Source organism: Novosphingobium sp. NDB2Meth1 (genome assembly GCF_900117425.1).
Taxonomy (GTDB): Bacteria; Pseudomonadota; Alphaproteobacteria; order Sphingomonadales; family Sphingomonadaceae; genus Novosphingobium.
On record NZ_FPEH01000016.1, the window covers coordinates 88,231 to 103,969 of the forward strand.

A 15,739-nucleotide genomic window follows, 5' to 3' on the forward strand; every position below is an offset into this window, starting at 1 on the left:
CGCCGGAGCCGCAACGGGATTCTTGCGCCCTCCCCTTCAGGGATCGACGAAATCGGCGACGCGCTTCTCCATTCCGGCCTTCACCGCCTCGATCTGGTTGCGCGAATACATCAATTCATGCTGCGCGACGCTCTCGGCCATGAGGATCGCGTCCTCGTCCATATAGACGGTGCGGTTGGTGAGCAGCTTGGCGCCGCGCACGGCATGCGGGCTCTTGCTGGCGATCTCCTTCGCCAAGGCCATCGCGCGGCCGAGCGGATCGGCATCGGCATGGGTGGCAAAGCCGAGAGCCGCGGCCTCGGTGCCGTTGAACTCGCGGTGGGTGTACGTCAGCTCGCGCAGCACATCGTCGCGCACATTGCCGCGCCACAGCGCATAGCCGCCCATGTCGGGCACGAGGCCCCACTTCACTTCCATCACGGCCAGACGGGCATCGGGAGCCACGATGCGGATATCGGCCCCGCTCATGACCTGAAGCCCACCGCCGAAGCACACGCCGTGAACTGCCGCGATCACCGGCATCGGCAGCTTGCGCCAGACCATCGCCGCCTGCTGCGCGCGGTTGGCATTGCCGTGGGTGCGGTCGGTGAGGCTGCCGCCGCTGCCCCACCGATCCGTGTTGCCCATGCTCGAAAGATCGAGCCCGGCGCAGAACGACCGCCCCGCGCCGGAAAGGACCACGCTGCGCACGCCCTTGGCGGTGTGCAGATGGCTCCCCGCCGCCACGATCCCCTCGAACATCGCATCGTCGAGCGCGTTCATCTTGTCCGCCCGGTCGAGCAGAACATGAGCGACGTGGTCTTCGATAGTGACGCTGACGCGATCGTGGAACTTCATTGTGGTCCTGCTCCGGTTTTGTCGTTGTTATGCTGCGCTGGCGTTGACGCCCATGCTGGTCAAGTAACGGCGGATATTGCGCGCGGCCTGGCGCAGGCGCTGTTCGTTCTCGACCATGGCAATGCGGACATAGCCCTCGCCGTCCTCGCCATAGCCGACGCCGGGCGCGACCGCGACTTCGGCATGGGTGAGCAGCTGCTTGGAAAACTCGAGGCTGCCCATCTCGCGCAGCGCCGGCGGCAGCGGCGCCCAGGCGAACATCGAGGCGCGCGGGCTCGGGATTTCCCACCCGGCACGGCCGAACGCCTCGACCATCACGTCGCGGCGCTTCTGATAGAGCAGGCGGTTCTGCTCGACGATATCCTGCGGGCCATTGAGCGCGGCACATGTCGCCGCCTGGATCGGGGTGAACGCGCCGTAATCGAGGTAGGACTTCACGCGGGTCAGCGCCGCGATCAGCTGCTTGTTGCCCACCGCAAAGCCCACGCGCCAGCCCGCCATCGAGAACGTCTTGGACATCGAGGTGAATTCGACCGCGACATCCTTGGCACCCGGCACTTCGAGGATCGAGCGCGTCGGGTTGCCGTCGAAATAGAGCTCGGAATAGGCAAGGTCAGAGAGCACCCAGACCTTGTTCTCCTTCGCCCAGGCGACGAGGCGCTCGTAGAACGCAAGGTCCACCGTTTCGGCGGTCGGATTCGACGGATAGTTGACGATAACCACCGATGGCCGCGGCACGCTGTAGCGCATCGCGCGGTCGAGCGCTTCCCAGTAGCGTTCGTCGGGCGTCGTCGGCACTGAACGGATCGTCGCCCCGGCGATGATGAAGCCGAAGGTGTGGATCGGATAGCTCGGGTTGGGCGCCAGCACCACATCGCCGGGCGCGGTGATCGCGGTGGCGAGGCTGGCGAGCCCTTCTTTCGAACCCATGGTCATCACCACTTCGCTCTCGGGATCGAGTTCCACATTGAAGCGGCGGGCATAATAATTGGCCTGCGCCTTGCGCACGCCGGGAATGCCCTTGGACGCCGAATAGCCGTGCGCGTCGGGCTTCATCGCCACTTCGCAGAGCTTTTCGATGACATGCGCAGGCGGCGGGAGATCGGGGTTGCCCATGCCGAGATCGATGATGTCCTGCCCGCGGGCGCGAGCGGCGGCCCGCATCGCGTTCACTTCGGCGATGACGTAGGGCGGCAGGCGCTTCATGCGGTAGAATTCTTCGGTCACGGTGGTTTCTCGCACTCCTTTGGCCCGGCAAAAGCACCCGGCCAGCATGCCCCTTACGACAATCGCAAGCCTCTGGGAACCGGAAGGGATCACAAGCGCCCGAATCGGCGCTATAGGACCCCCAAGCGCAACTGGGACTGGGACCACTATGGCTGACGCCGCAACGCCGCCGGAAAATCCGCTCGATACGCCGATGGATGCTGGCGTGATCGAGGATCTGATGCGCCAGCAGGGTGAGGCAGTGCAGGCCCTGTTCGCGCCGTTCCTGCCCACTGCTTCTACCCCCCTGCCCAATCTGGCGTCCGATCCCGCCGGAATGCAGCACTGGGCGATGTCCGCCGCAAAGTTGCAGAAAATGTGGCTCGATTTCGGCGCCGAACAGGCGGGACAGGTCGAACCGGTGATGGCACGCATGGCCGATCCCGCCCGCTGGACCGCGATGTTCACCGATTGGTACAGCGCGTTGCCGATCTCGCAGGCCGAAACGCAGGCCAAGCTGTGGGAGGACGGGCTCGAACTGTGGACGCAGGTGCTCGGCCGCTACGGCATCGGACCGGGCACGAAACAGCCGGAGGATGCGCCGCTGCCGCGCAAGGACCGCCGTTTTGCCGATCCGCGCTGGGCCGATCAGCCGTGGTTCGCGCTGCTCCACCAGACCTACCTGCTGCTCGCCGAAAAGCTCACCGCCATGGCCGCCGAGGTGAAGGGCCTGCCGCCCGAGCGCCAGCATCAGGTGCAGTTCTTCACGAAGATGGTGGTCGATGCGCTGAGCCCGGCGAATTTCCCGATGACCAATCCCATCGTGATCGAGCGCACGCTGGAGACCCACGGCGAGAACCTCGTCAAGGGCGCCGAGCACCTGCTCGCCGACATCCGCAAGGGCCAGCTCACCCACACCGATCCCGAAGCTTTCGAGCTTGGACGCAATATCGCGATCACCCCAGGCAAGGTGGTCTACGAGACCCCGCTCTACCAGCTGATCCAGTACAGCCCCGCGACCCCCGACGTGCTGGCGGTGCCGCTGCTGATCTTCCCGCCGTGGATCAACCGCTTCTACATCCTCGATTTGAACCCCAAGAAAAGCTTCATCCGCTGGGCGGTCGAGCAGGGGCTGACGGTGTTCATCGTCTCGTGGAAATCGGCCGATGCCTCGATGGCCGACATCGTCTGGGACGACTATGTGTTGGCGCAAGTCGAAGCCATCGACGTGGTCCGCGAGCGGCTGGACGTACCGCAGGTCCACGCGATCGGCTATTGCGTCGCGGGCACCACCCTCGCCGCAACCCTCGCGCTGATGGCGCGGCGCGGCGAGGCGGACAAGGTGCGCTCGGCCACCTTCTTCACCGCGCAGGTCGATTTCGAAAAGGCGGGCGATCTCAAGTCGTTCATCGATGACAGCCAGATCAAGATGCTCGAGGGCCTTGCCACCGACGGCTATCTCGACGGGCGCTACATGGCCGCAACGTTCAACCTGCTGCGCGGGACGGACCTCATCTGGAACTACGTCGTCAGCAACTACTTGCTGGGCGAGGACTATCCGGCCTTCGACCTGCTCCACTGGAACGGCGATACCACCAACCTGCCGGCCAAGTGGCACAAGGCCTATCTCGAAGACCTCTACCGCGACAATCGGCTGGTCATGCCGGACTCGCTGGAAATCGACGGCACACCGATCGACCTCAGGCTGATCGCCACGCCCTGCTACATCCAGGCCGGGCGGGAGGACCATATCGCGCCCGCCGAGAGCGTGTGGAAGCTCACGCGGCTGCTGTCCGGCCCCTGGCGGTTCCTGCTCGCGGGGTCAGGCCATATCGCCGGGGTGGTCAATCCGCCGGACGCGCACAAGTACCAGTATTGGCGCAATGATGGTCCAGCCACCACGCTCGCCGAGTTCGTGGCGGGTGCGCGCGAGACCAAGGGCAGCTGGTGGCCCGACTGGATTGCGTGGATTCGCGAGTCGGATGGCGCCATGATTCCCGCAAAGGGCAAGCGCGTGCCGGGCGGGCGCGGCGATGCGGTGATCGAGGATGCACCCGGCCGCTACGTCAAGACCCGCTGAGTTCTGCCAAGAACGGTCGAAACGCCGCCAATCTGGGCACTTCTCTTCATGGTGCAGTGCACAAAAGTCCTTGACCTGACCCCGCCACCTGCCTATTTTGTGCACTGCAACACGGTCCACTGCGCATCCAACTTGTTGGATTATGTCGATGGAGCGTGTCCGATGCAGGAGTAGTCAGGTTATGGAAGACGAAGTCAAGGACATCGCAGACGCAGCAATTGCGGCGCTGGCTGTCGAGGCTGAGATCGCCCCGGCCGAGCTGCCCGCGCAGTCGGAAGAGCTTGCTGCGGAAGCCGCCCCGGTTCCCGCAGCCACGCAAGCTCCCAAACTCAAGGGCAAGCCCGGCCGTCCCCGCAAGGTCGCCGCGCCTGCTCTCGAAGCGACTGCGGATGCACCGGTAGCCCCGGCTGCAAAGCCGGCTCGGAAGGCTCCGGCAAAGCTGACTGTAACCACAGTCAAGTCTGCACCGAAGCCCGCCGCGAAGACCAGCACGCCCAAGACCACCAAGAACGAGGCCGCCTCCATGAAGAGCACGGTCGCCAAGCAGAAGGACTTCACCATGAACGCCGCCACCACCGAAATGACCGAGACGATCCAGACCGCGATGAAGGAAGCTGCCGAAAAGGCGAAAGCCGCGCTCGAAAAGAGCCAGGCTGCGCTGGGCGATATGGGCGCCTTCACCAAGGGCAACGTGGAAGCCGTCGTCGAATCGACCAAGATCCTCGCCACCGGCATCCAGGAAATGACCAAGAGCTACGCCGCCGAGACCAAGACCGTGGTCGAGACGATGCAGGCCGAAATCAAGGAACTCGCCGCCGTGAAGTCGCCGGCCGAGTTCTTCGAGAAGCAGAACGCCCTGCTGCGCAAGCAGTTCGACGCCGCCGTCGCCGCGACCTCGAAGAACAGCGAAGCGATGCTCAAGCTCGCCAGCGAAGCGTTCCAGCCGATCTCGAACCGCGTCAGCCTCGCGGTCGAAAAGATGAAGCAGGCCGCCTGATCGGCACTTCCGGCCCGCGCAATCGCGCTGGCCGGGCCTGAACACGAAAGCGGGCCGGACGGGATTTACCTCCGGCCCGTTGTCGTATCTGCCGTGTCGTTGCTGGCAGCAGAAATGCGGCCTCGATGCTGGACTTTGAGGTCAAGTGTTTACCCGCCTCTTGTACGCAGCGGCGTGCGATGCGATATTCCTCCTACGCCATGACAATGAAATCCAACCCCGGCGCCCCCGAAGGCACTGCCGCTTCGACGGTGCGTATCCCCGTGCGCGCCGCCGACGACGAAACCAAGGGCCCCGGTGGCGGTGGTGACGATCAGGTCGGCATCGCGACCAAGACGCGCACGCGGCCCAAGAAGCCCAGCATGTTCAAGGTGCTGATGCTGAACGACGATTACACGCCGATGGAATTTGTCGTGATGGTCTTGAAGCGCTTCTTCCACATGGATCTCGAGCAGGCGACGCGGGTCATGCTCCATGTCCACCAGAAGGGCGTCGGCGTCTGCGGGATCTTCCCCTACGAGATCGCCGAAACCAAGGTGAACCAGGTGATGGATTTCGCCCGGCAGAACCAGCATCCGCTGCAGTGCACGCTGGAGAAGGCCTGATTCGCGTCTGATCGCCCTTTTGCGTCGACAAAATGCGTTGGGACCTCGGTGTTTCCGCCTTCCGCCTGTCCCTGAACCGGGCTAACCGGAACTGTTCATTCGGTCCCAGCGAGCCGCCCCGCCCTTGCCCTTTCTCACCGCCACAGACAGGTACATCGCCCGGCTCGTGTTCGTGCCGATGTGCGCGGTTTTCGTGATCGCGGCATCGCTGCTCGTGCTCGACAAGATGCTCAAGCTGTTCGACTTCGTGGCGACCGAAGGCGGACCGGTCAGCGTCGTGTTCAAGATGCTGGCCAACCTCCTGCCCGAATACGCCAGCCTGGCGATTCCGCTGGGGCTGATGCTGGGCATCCTGCTCGCCTTCCGCCGCCTCGCCACCTCGTCAGAGCTCGACGTGATGCGCGCGGTGGGCCTCTCCTACACCCGCTTGCTGCGCGTACCCTACCTGTTCACCGTGGTCCTCGCCGCGCTCAACCTCCTTATTGTCGGCTATCTCCAGCCGCTCTCGCGCTATTACTACGAGCAACTCCAGTTCGATCTGCGCTCCGGCGCGCTGGGAGCCTCTATCAAGGTGGGCGAGTTCAACACGCTGCAGGACCGCACTGCGCTGCGCGTCGATGCGAGCCGCGACGAAGGGCGCGACCTGCGCGGCATCTTCGCGCGCATCGCCGCCAAGGACGGGCAGGTCCTCGTGATCTCCGCGCGCGAGGGACAGTTCTTCGCCAACAAGGAAAACCCGGATACGGTGATCCTGCGCCTTTCCGAAGGCCAGATCGTGCAGGACGGCCCGGGCATCACCTCGCCGCGCGTGCTGACGTTCGCGACGCATGACCTGCCGATCGACCTTCCGAAGATCGAGCAGTTCCGCAGCCGCGGCGAGCGGGACCGCGAGTACTTCCTTCCCGAGCTGCTGCGCATCGGCTGGAGCAAGGATTCAAGCAAGCTGGCGCGCGCGCAGAGCATCGCCAACCTCAACTACCGACTGGTCGAGGTGGCGATGATGTTTCTGCTGCCGCTGCTGGCCGTCGCGCTGGCGGTGCCGCCCAAGCGCTCGAGTTCGGCACTCGGCGTGTTCGTCTCGATCGTGATGGTGGTCGCCTACCACAAGGTCAACGAATACGGGCAGGACGTCTCCAGCCTTGGCCGGGTCGATCCGACATTGGCGCTGTGGGGGCCGTTCGTCCTCTTCGCCGCGCTGATTGTCTCGATGTACTGGCGCCTTGCCTATGTCCCCGGCGGCCAGCCGATCGGCGCGCTGGAGACCGGCTTTGCCAAGATCGCGCGCTCGGTGATGAAGCTGTTCGCCGCGCGCCAGCCGCGCGCCAGGAATGTCGGCATCGACGCAGCAGGAGCGATCGATGCAGCTTGATTTCTTCCCCTCGCGCACGATCACGCTTTACATCGGTCGCATGTTCGCGGTGCGGATCATCGCCGTGCTGCTGATGCTCGTGCTCGTGCTCCAGATGCTCGATCTCCTGAGCGAAAGCGGCAAGATCCTCGCCGCGCCGGGCAATGGGCAGGGCCAGCTGCTGACCTACGCCTCCTTGCGCGTGCCGCAGCTGATCAGCCGGTTCCTGCCCTATTCGGTGCTGCTGGCAACGATCATCACATTGATGACACTCAACCAGAACAGCGAGGTCATCGCGCTGAAAGCCGCCGGCCTCTCCGCGCATCAGGTGCTGGCGCCGCTGTTCCTCGTCGCCGCGCTCACCTCGCTCGTCACTTTCGCCTTCAACGAGCGCGTCGTGGTACGCTCCTCCGCGACGCTCAAGGCGTGGCAGGCGGCCGAGTACAAGGCGATCCCCCGCGACAGTGCGGTGAAAAGCAACGTGTGGCTGCAGGATGGCAACAACGTTCTCTTCGCGCGTGCGGTCACCGGGCAAGGCGCCGCCACGCGCATGACCGATGTCAGCTGGTACCGCCGCGACCGGTCCAGCGCCGTGGTGGAGATCGTGCGCTCGCCCGAAGCGACTTACGCACGGCCCGGCTGGCACTTCACCAAGCCGACCGGCTTCGACGTGCAGAGCGCACGGCGCATCACCTACAGTGCCGATCAGGTCTTCGCGAAAAGCGTCGATCCCGCACAAGTGGTGATCCGCAAGGCCGACGCAGATGGGGAATCGATCGGCCAGCTGTCGAACTCCATCGCGGCGATCCGCAGCGCGGGCTATCGCACCAGCGAACTCGAAGGCAAGTGGTGGCACAAGCTTTCCGGCCCGCTTTCGGCGCTGCTCATGCCGCTGCTCGGCGCGGTCGCCGCGTTCGGCCTTGCGCGCTCGGGCATGCTGTTCGTCCGCGCGGTGATCGGCATGGCGCTCGGATTTGCCTACTTCGTGGTCGACAACGCCGCGCTGGCGATGGGCAACTTCGGCGGCTACCCGCCGCTGCTCGCCGCGTGGGCGCCGTTCTTCCTGTTCCTGCTGATCGGCGAGACGGTGCTGGTCAGGACAGAAGAGTAGCCGCACCCTCGTCGCCCGCGCGCAGCGGCAGCCGCAGTGCGCGCAAGCCCTGCGCATCGGCCGGCGGCAAACGCCCGCCGCGAATGTTCACCTGGATCGACGGCAACAGCAGGCGCGGCGGCGCGAGCGTGGCATCGCGCGCCTGCCGCTGTGCGACGAAGGTGGCCTCATCGATCCCGTCATGCGCCTGCACATTGGTGCGGCGCTGCTCGCCGACGGTCGTTTCCCATGCAAACTCGGACCGGCCCGGCCCCTTGTAGTCGTGGCAAAGGAACAGCCGCGTCTCGTCCGGAAGTGAAAGTATCCGCCGGATCGAGGCGTAGAGCGCATGGGCATTGCCGCCCGGAAAGTCGGTCCGCGCGGTGCCGTAATCGGGCATGAACACGGTGTCGCCGACGAAGACCGCGTCGGCAATGCGGAAGCTGATGCAGGCTGCCGTATGCCCCGGGGTATGCATCACGGTGAAGACCAGATTGCCGAGCGGCAGAACCTCGTCGTCATGGAGCAAGCGGTCAAAATCGCGCCCCTCCGGCAGAACGTCATCTGCCCCGAACATCGGCACAAAGGTTGCCTGCACTTGGGTGATCAATGCGCCAATCCCGATCCATGCGCCAGTACGCGCGGCGATCAGTTTCGCGCCGCTGAGGTGATCGGCATGCGCGTGCGTTTCAAGCACCATCTCGATCTTCCAGCCGCGCTCGGCCGCCGCCTCCAGCAGCGCCTCCACCGATGCGGCACCGATCCGCGCCGAGGCCTGATCATAGTCGAGCACCGGATCGATCACCGCCGCCGCGCCGGTGGTCGGATCGGCAACAAGGTAGGTCACGGTGAAGGTCGGCTCATCGAAGAAGGCGAGAATCTCGGGCTTGGAGTTCATGGTCGGGTCCTTTCGGGCACTCTCTATATTAGGTATTGCTAAATTAGCAAGTGCTGATATATAGGGTCCATGCAGATCCACCCTCCCCTCGATCACGCCACGTTCGAAGCAAACGCCACTGCGGTCGCGGCGACCTTGCGCGAGCTGGCGAACCCGCACCGGCTGATGGTGCTTTGTGCACTGGCGGAAGCCGGCGAGATGAAGGTGGGGGACATTGCCCAGCGCGTCGAGCTCTCGCAATCGGCGCTCTCGCAGCACCTCGCCCGCCTGCGCGAGGAAGGCCTGGTCGCCTTCACGCGCGACGCGCAAGTGCTGCGCTACCGGATCGCCGACGCGCGGATCGAGGCGCTGCTCGCCACGCTCTACCAGCTCTATTGTACCGAGGAATAAGGCCATGACACTGCCCCTGATCTCCCCTGCCGAAACACGCCGGTTGATGGCCGGCGGCGCGCGGCTGATCGACATCCGCTCGCCTGATGAGTTTGATCGCGTCCGCATTCCCGGCTCCGAGAACCGCCCGATCGATGCGCTGGGCCGCGTCGGCGATGCTCCGGCAGTAGTCTATCACTGCCGCAGCGGCATGCGCACATCCGCCAACGCCTCCCGGCTTGGTGCGGCCAGCGATTGTCCGGCCTACCTCCTTGAAGGCGGCCTCGATGCATGGCGCGCAGCAGGCCTGCCCCTTGCGGAGAACCGCAAGGCACCGCTGGAAATCATGCGTCAGGTCCAGATCACAGCCGGTGCGCTCGTTGTGCTGGGGGTGGTGCTGGGCGTGCTGTTCCAACCTGCCTTCTTCGGCCTTTCCGCCTTTGTCGGCGCGGGCCTGATGTTCGCGGGCACAACGGGATGGTGCGGCATGGCCAAGCTGCTGGCAGCGATGCCGTGGAACCGGAAATCGGCGGCCTGACGCCATGCCGCTGGCGATGATCCTCGCCGCTTTGGGCTCGGGTGCGGTGATCGGGCTGATCCTCGCCGGGCTTGGGGCGGGGGGATCGATTCTGATGACGCCGCTGCTGGTCTACATGGTCGGCGTGTCCTCGGCGCACGCAGCGGTAGGGACCAGCGCGGTAGCCGTCACGCTCAATGCGCTGGTCGGCCTCGCCGGACATGCCCGCGCCGGGACGGTCAAGTGGCGCTGCGCCGGAGTCTTCGCCCTCGCCGGCGTGTTCGGTGCCACGCTCGGTGCCGAATTGGGCAAAGCACTTGATGGCAAGCGGTTGCTCATGCTGTTCGGCCTGCTGATGGTCGTCGTCGGCCTCGCGATGCTGCGCCCCCGCCGGGGCGAAGAGCGCGCCGACGTGGAACTCAACGCCGCCAGCGCCGGGCGGCTGCTCCCGCGCCTGATCCCCATCGGCCTCGGCACGGGCCTGCTTGCAGGGTTTTTCGGAATCGGCGGCGGCTTCCTCATCGTCCCCGGCCTGATCGCCGCGACCGCAATGCCGATGCGCTTCGCCTCAGGCACCTCGCTGGTGATCGTCGCAGCGCTGGGGACGACGACGGCAACGTCTTACGCGCTCTCCGGCTATGTCGATTGGCCGCTGGTCGGCGTGCTCGCCATCGGCGGCGCAGTCGGCGCGGCGCTCGGGATCAAGGGCACCGCAGCGCTTGCGTCGCATCGCGGCCTTGTGGAGAAAGCCTTCGCCGTGCTGGTGATCGCCGTCGGCGTCTACGTCACGCTGAGGCGCTGAGCCCCGGAACGCTGCCCCATCGTGCTGCGCACCAGCCGCCCGAGCAGAGGAAACAATCCGGCATAGCTCGACTTCTGGTAGGTCGAACCTGCACCCAGATCGGCCGTCAGCCGCCGGTGCGCCTCACCCAGCGCGTGATAGGGCACGCTCGGCAGCAAGTGGTGCAGCGCGTGATAGCGCAGGCCGACCGGGGCCCAGAGCACCGTCACCCAGCCCGGCGGCGGCACGTTGACCGAATCGAGGTACTGCCCGGTCACCGTCATCGTCTCGCCCTCATTCTCCCACAGGTGAGCAACAAGCGTGCGCGCCTGATTGAGCACGGCGCCGAGTGCGATCACCGCAATGCCGATCAGCAGCGGCCGCCAGCCATGCGTCGCCGACCAGCCGAGCAGGAACCATGCCCAGGCCGTCGCGCCCAGTTCCTGCCAGAACACCATCCGCGCGAACTCACCCTCGGGCAGACGGCGCTTGAACGAAGGGTTGATCGCCAGCGCCGAAGCCCGTTCCCACACCAGCTTCCGCAGCGGCGGCACGATCACGCCCAGCGGCGTCAGCACCGCACAGCGCACCAGCAGGGCAACGGGCAGCAAGATCGCGGTCAGCAGGAACACCGGCAGCGACCACGGCTTCATCAGCGCGAGCGGGAGGTATTCCGGGTCTTCCGCCGTGCCATAGCGCGTGCGCGCATGGTGCAGCGGGTGGACGCCTTCATACATGAACGAGGGCGTGAGCATCGGTATGCCGACGATCACATTCCACACGAAACGGAAGCCCGGCAGCGCATTGCGGTGGATATGCGAAAGCTCGTGGATGAATAGCAGCGCGCGGTAGAACGCGAGTGCCGAGAGCATCCCGGAGGCGACTGCAATCCACACATTGGCCGAAAGGATTGCACCTGCCAGCGCGGCATAGCCCGTCAATGCCGAGGCCAGCATGTCCGGCCAGAAGATCGACGGCTTCGCCTCGCCCAGATCGCGCGTCAGCTCGACCGCCGCGCGCAGCATCGCCTTGTCGTCCGGCGTGCGCGCGAGGATCGCAGCGGCTTCCGGCGCGGCGGCCGGAGGCTGCGGAGCCGTTTCGAGCGCCGGATTGAGCTGGGGAGAGGCAAGCATGCGACGTTTCCTGATTGATCCGAGAGTTCTAGTGCTGCGTTCGGCTTGACAATCCGGCCCGGGCCAACGCAGGCAAGCCCTGAATTTTTCTGCAATACTTCCAAACAAAGGCAAGATCGTGGCCGGAACTCCAGACACTAGCGGCGAAGTAGTCATCACCCCGGTTTCCAGCAAGGCCGACCGGACTGCCTTTGTGGACTATGCCTATCGCATCAACGCGAATGATCCAGCCTGGGTGCCGCCGCTGCACATGGAAGCGGTCGAACTGGTCACGCCGGGCAAGAACCCGTTCTTCGAGCACGCGGACGTCCAGCTGTTCCTCGCGCGCCGCAATGGACCTGGCGGCGGCACGATCGTCGGCCGCATCTCGGCGCATATCGACCACCTCGCCGTCGCGATGGACCCGGTGCAGGGCATGGGCCCCGGCACCGGCAACTGGGGCCTGCTCGAAGCGGAAGACGAAGCCGTCGCCAAGGCCTTGATCGCCCGCGCCGAGGACTGGCTGCGCGAAAAGGGCATGACCCGCGTGCTCGCCCCGATCTCGATGTCGATCTGGGAGGAACCGGGCCAGCTCGTGCGCGGCTTCGAACAGTCGCCGACCGTCATGATGGGCCACCAGAGCAAGCGCTATCCCGCCTATATCGAGGGCATGGGCTACACCCCGGCGAAGTCGCTGCTCACCTACGAGCTCGATATCAGCAAGGAGTTCCCGCCGCTGATCCAGCGCATCGTCGCCTCGGGCGAGAAGAACCCGCGCATCCGCATCCGCGGCGTGGACAAGAGCAGGTTCGATTCCGAAGCCAAGCTGATCCTCGACATCCTCAACGATGCCTGGTCGGACAACTGGGGCTTCGTCCCCTTCACCGACACCGAGATCGCCTACGCGGGCAAGAAGTTCAAACCGATCGTGCGCGAAGACCTCATAATGATCGCCGAGTACGACGGCGAGCCGGTGGCCTTCATGATGACGCTGCCGGACCTCAACGAAGTGCTGAAACCCATGGGCGGCTCGCTGTTCCCGTTCAATTGGGCCAAGCTCCTCCTGTGGCTCAGAAAGCCCCGCGTGCGCACCATGCGCGTGCCGCTGATGGGCGTGCGCAAGCGCCTGCAGGCCTCGCGCCTCGCCAGTCAGCTGGCCTTCATGATGATCGAGTACATCCGCCGCAATTCGGTCGCGAACTACGGCGCCAGCCGCGGCGAGATCGGCTGGATCCTCGATGACAACCAGGGGATGGTCGCCATCGCCGATGCGATCGACAGCAAGGTCAACAAGGAATACGTGATCTACGGCAAGGAATTGGCCGGCTAGGACATATGCGTTAACGCGCAGTCCCCCGCCTTGATCCGGCCACACGCGGGGTCCACAAGAAGAGCATATGGCCGACATGCCCGATCCGGAACTGGAAGCAGGCACCGCCCTGCCCCGCCTGCCCGACGAATGGGCGGGCGATACGCGCGCGCGGCTGCAATCGGCCATCGTGCTGCTGCTGATGGCGGGCCTGTTCCTCGCACTGCCCTTCGTGCTCTCAATCGGTTCGGTGGTGTTCCTGCCGCCGGTCTCGGCCGTCGTCATCACGATCATTCTCGCCCCGCTGGCTGACCGCATGTGCCGCCTTGGCCTGCCCGACATGCTGGCCGCGCTCTTCGCCATGCTGACGATGGCCGGGGTGATCGTCCTCGCGCTCGCGCTGATCCTGCAGCCGGCCTTCGCCATGGTCGATCAGGTGCCGGACATGCTCACCGTGGTCAGCCGCCGGTTTGCGGAGCTGCGCGGCAACCTCGCGTGGATCAACGATTTCAACCGCCAGCTCGCGCGCCTTCTCGGCCACAGCCCGCGCGAGGTGGTGCTCGCCAGCCCTTCGGTCATCGAGCAGGTCGCCTTCGCCACGCCCAGCCTCGTGCTGGAGACGCTGGTCACCATGCTGATGACCTTCTTCATGATCGAGACGCGCCTGCGCGTGCGCCGCCGCCTCGCGCGCGATGGCGAGAGCGTGAACGCGTCAGTCCGCATCGCCCGCGTGATGCGCGACGTGCAGGACCGGGTGGCGGGCTATCTGCTCACGGTCGCGCTGATCAACCTCGGCGTCGGCGTGATCGTCGCCTGCGGTGCCTATGCCTTCGGGCTCAGCGCGCCGATCATGTGGGGCGGCCTCGCCTTCGTGTTCAACTTCCTGCCCTACCTTGGCCCGCTGGCGATGATGGCGCTCCTCGGGCTGGTCGGCCTCGGCACGGCGAGTTCGATGGCCGTGGGCATCGTGCCGGTCTTCGCCTTCCTCGCGCTCCACGCCATCGAAGCGAACTTCGTGACCCCCGCGATCCTCGGCGCGCGGCTCACCGTCAGCCCGGTCTCGATCCTCGTCGCGATCAGCTATTTCTCGTGGATCTGGGGCGTGCCCGGCGCATTGCTCTCGGTGCCGATCCTGCTGATCATCGAGGCGATGCTCGACAATCTGGGGCGCCCCAACGTGATCGGCTTCCTGCTCGGCGAGCCGCTGTTCCGGCCCGCACAGGTGGTCACTCGCTAGCCTTTTCCTCGTCCAGCCCCGGCATCGCGTCGACCACGGCCGTCACCGCCACGTCGAGCGTCACGTTGCCCAGCGTGCGCATGAGATCAGGCAACACTTCCACCGCGACCAGCAGCGCCAACGGCCCCACCGGCACGCCCATCGCCAGCGCAATCGGCCCGCATGAGGTGACGAGGCTGATCGCGCCGGGCAGGCTCACCGCGCCGAAGCTCATCACCGAGGCGACCGCGAAGCCCGCCACCATGTGCCAGCCATCGACCGGCACCCCGAGCCAGTGCGCGAGGTAGAGCGCCACCGCGAAGTTCATCGCCGGGCCCGTCCCGCGAAACAGCGCGACCGCCAGCGGCAGGGTGAACTCGGCCGCGCGGTCGCGAATGCCCAGCTGGCGGCAGGCGCCCAACATGGCCGGCAGCGTGGCGAGCGAGGATTGCGTCGAAAGCGCCAGCGCCTGCGCCGGAATCACCGCGCGGGCGAAGGCACCCAGCGGCTGGCGCCCGAACAGCACCGCGATGGGATAGGCCGAGAGGAACATCACGGTCCCCGTCAGCGTCACGATCAGCACATAGTGCGCCAGCGCACCGATGGCCGCAGCACCGGTATGCGCCGCGACTGCAAAGCTCAGTGCGAAAACGCCTGCAGGCGCGACCCACAGGATCCAGCCGACCACCACCAGCGTTGCCCCGCCCACGGCCTCGAAGAAGGTCAGCAGGCTCTCGCGCTGGCGATTGGCGAGCCGCGCCGCCGCAACGGCGAAGATCGCAGTAAAGAGGAGCAGCGGCAGGATCTGGTCATTGGCGGCGGCGGCAAACACGTTGGCCGGCACGAACGAAGCGACGAAATCGCCGACACCCGGCAGCGGCCCCGCCGCCTTCGCATCGGCCGCGGCGACACTTGCCCGCAGCGCCTCGATGGCCCCCGGCGGGCTGGGGATCACCGCAAGCAGGGTCGGCACCAGGAAACCCGCCATCGCCGAGCCACCTGCAAGAATCAGGTAGAACCATCCGAGTGCCCGCCGTGCCATCGCTCCGGCGCGCGCGGCTGCCACGGTCTGCACCACGCCCATGAACAGCAGCGAGACGACCAGCGGAATGATCGTCGCCCGCAGCGCCCTCAGCCACATGTCGCCCAAAGGCTCCGCCACCGCGAGCAGCGGCGCCAAGGCCCCGGGCGCGCGCATGACCATGAGCAGGCCAAGGCCAAGTCCGCCGATCAGGCCGATGAAGGTCCATAAGGTGGGCACCTTGGTGATCTCGGGCAGGGGGCTCGGCGCCCTTGATGACGTATCGTTAATCGCTTCGTTCATGGGGCGGTGACATTAAGCGTGTAGGGACATATGGCAATCCGCGCCGATCG

15 protein-coding genes are annotated in these 15,739 nt (G+C 65.7%); 10 read left to right on the plus strand and 5 right to left on the minus strand.

Annotated features, from left to right (window positions below; translation table 11 throughout):
• Nucleotides 1–36: 36 nt before the first annotated feature.
• Both NDB2M1_RS12550 and NDB2M1_RS12555 read right to left on the minus strand, forming a co-directional pair.
• Nucleotides 37–837, minus strand: a complete 801-nt coding sequence (locus tag NDB2M1_RS12550) for a crotonase/enoyl-CoA hydratase family protein (protein WP_072382780.1) — start codon at nt 835–837, stop codon at nt 37–39.
• Nucleotides 838–864: 27 nt separating this feature from the next.
• On the minus strand, nt 865–2,064 hold the full coding sequence (locus NDB2M1_RS12555) for an LL-diaminopimelate aminotransferase (RefSeq protein WP_072382782.1): 1,200 nt from the start codon (nt 2,062–2,064) through the stop codon (nt 865–867).
• Between the two features lie 148 nt (nt 2,065–2,212).
• Here NDB2M1_RS12555 and NDB2M1_RS12560 point away from each other — a divergent pair, with 148 nt between their 5' ends.
• From NDB2M1_RS12560 to lptG, 5 genes are all read left to right on the plus strand, one after another.
• The gene (locus tag NDB2M1_RS12560) at nt 2,213–4,123 is read left to right on the plus strand and encodes a PHA/PHB synthase family protein (RefSeq protein WP_072382785.1); all 1,911 of its coding nucleotides are present in this window, start codon (nt 2,213–2,215) and stop codon (nt 4,121–4,123) included.
• Between the two features lie 181 nt (nt 4,124–4,304).
• The gene (locus tag NDB2M1_RS12565) at nt 4,305–5,120 is read left to right on the plus strand and encodes a phasin family protein (protein WP_072382787.1); all 816 of its coding nucleotides are present in this window, start codon (nt 4,305–4,307) and stop codon (nt 5,118–5,120) included.
• Between the two features lie 206 nt (nt 5,121–5,326).
• Nucleotides 5,327–5,725, plus strand: a complete 399-nt coding sequence (gene clpS / locus NDB2M1_RS12570; RefSeq protein WP_231625108.1) for an ATP-dependent Clp protease adapter ClpS — start codon at nt 5,327–5,329, stop codon at nt 5,723–5,725.
• Between the two features lie 124 nt (nt 5,726–5,849).
• The gene (gene lptF / locus NDB2M1_RS12575) at nt 5,850–7,094 is read left to right on the plus strand and encodes an LPS export ABC transporter permease LptF (RefSeq protein ID WP_054123489.1); all 1,245 of its coding nucleotides are present in this window, start codon (nt 5,850–5,852) and stop codon (nt 7,092–7,094) included.
• On the plus strand, nt 7,084–8,184 hold the full coding sequence (lptG, locus tag NDB2M1_RS12580; protein ID WP_054123490.1) for an LPS export ABC transporter permease LptG: 1,101 nt from the start codon (nt 7,084–7,086) through the stop codon (nt 8,182–8,184). The genes lptF and lptG overlap by 11 nt, the downstream gene beginning before the upstream one ends.
• Here the strand turns inward: lptG and NDB2M1_RS12585 are convergent.
• A complete protein-coding gene (locus NDB2M1_RS12585) occupies nt 8,168–9,061 on the minus strand; it encodes an MBL fold metallo-hydrolase (RefSeq protein ID WP_072382789.1) in 894 nt (297 codons plus the stop codon). The genes lptG and NDB2M1_RS12585 overlap by 17 nt on opposite strands.
• A gap of 69 nt (nt 9,062–9,130) precedes the next feature.
• Between NDB2M1_RS12585 and NDB2M1_RS12590 the strand changes: the two genes are divergently transcribed.
• From NDB2M1_RS12590 to NDB2M1_RS12600, 3 genes are read left to right on the plus strand one after another with little or no spacing between them, the layout of a single operon-like run.
• Nucleotides 9,131–9,451, plus strand: coding sequence for an ArsR/SmtB family transcription factor (locus NDB2M1_RS12590; protein ID WP_072382791.1), 321 nt, complete (start codon nt 9,131–9,133; stop codon nt 9,449–9,451).
• A 4-nt stretch (nt 9,452–9,455) separates the two neighbouring features.
• Nucleotides 9,456–9,968, plus strand: a complete 513-nt coding sequence (locus NDB2M1_RS12595) for a rhodanese-like domain-containing protein (RefSeq protein WP_054123493.1) — start codon at nt 9,456–9,458, stop codon at nt 9,966–9,968.
• A gap of 4 nt (nt 9,969–9,972) precedes the next feature.
• Complete coding sequence (locus NDB2M1_RS12600; RefSeq protein ID WP_072382793.1) at nt 9,973–10,749, plus strand: sulfite exporter TauE/SafE family protein; 777 nt, start codon at nt 9,973–9,975, stop codon at nt 10,747–10,749.
• Here NDB2M1_RS12600 and NDB2M1_RS12605 read toward each other — a convergent pair.
• Nucleotides 10,728–11,861: a fatty acid desaturase family protein gene (locus NDB2M1_RS12605; RefSeq protein WP_072382795.1), complete on the minus strand. Its 1,134-nt coding sequence runs from the start codon at nt 11,859–11,861 to the stop codon at nt 10,728–10,730. The two genes, NDB2M1_RS12600 and NDB2M1_RS12605, sit on opposite strands and share 22 nt — an antisense overlap.
• Nucleotides 11,862–11,979: 118 nt before the next feature.
• On the opposite strand from NDB2M1_RS12605, the gene NDB2M1_RS12610 reads away from it, so the two are divergent.
• Both NDB2M1_RS12610 and NDB2M1_RS12615 read left to right on the plus strand, forming a co-directional pair.
• Entirely contained in the window at nt 11,980–13,170 is a 1,191-nt protein-coding gene (locus tag NDB2M1_RS12610) for an N-acetyltransferase (protein ID WP_072382797.1), read from the plus strand.
• A gap of 67 nt (nt 13,171–13,237) precedes the next feature.
• On the plus strand, nt 13,238–14,386 hold the full coding sequence (locus NDB2M1_RS12615) for an AI-2E family transporter (protein ID WP_083554839.1): 1,149 nt from the start codon (nt 13,238–13,240) through the stop codon (nt 14,384–14,386).
• Here the strand turns inward: NDB2M1_RS12615 and NDB2M1_RS12620 are convergent.
• Nucleotides 14,376–15,689, minus strand: coding sequence for a dicarboxylate/amino acid:cation symporter (locus NDB2M1_RS12620; protein WP_072382799.1), 1,314 nt, complete (start codon nt 15,687–15,689; stop codon nt 14,376–14,378). The two genes, NDB2M1_RS12615 and NDB2M1_RS12620, sit on opposite strands and share 11 nt — an antisense overlap.
• Nucleotides 15,690–15,739: the final 50 nt, after the last annotated feature.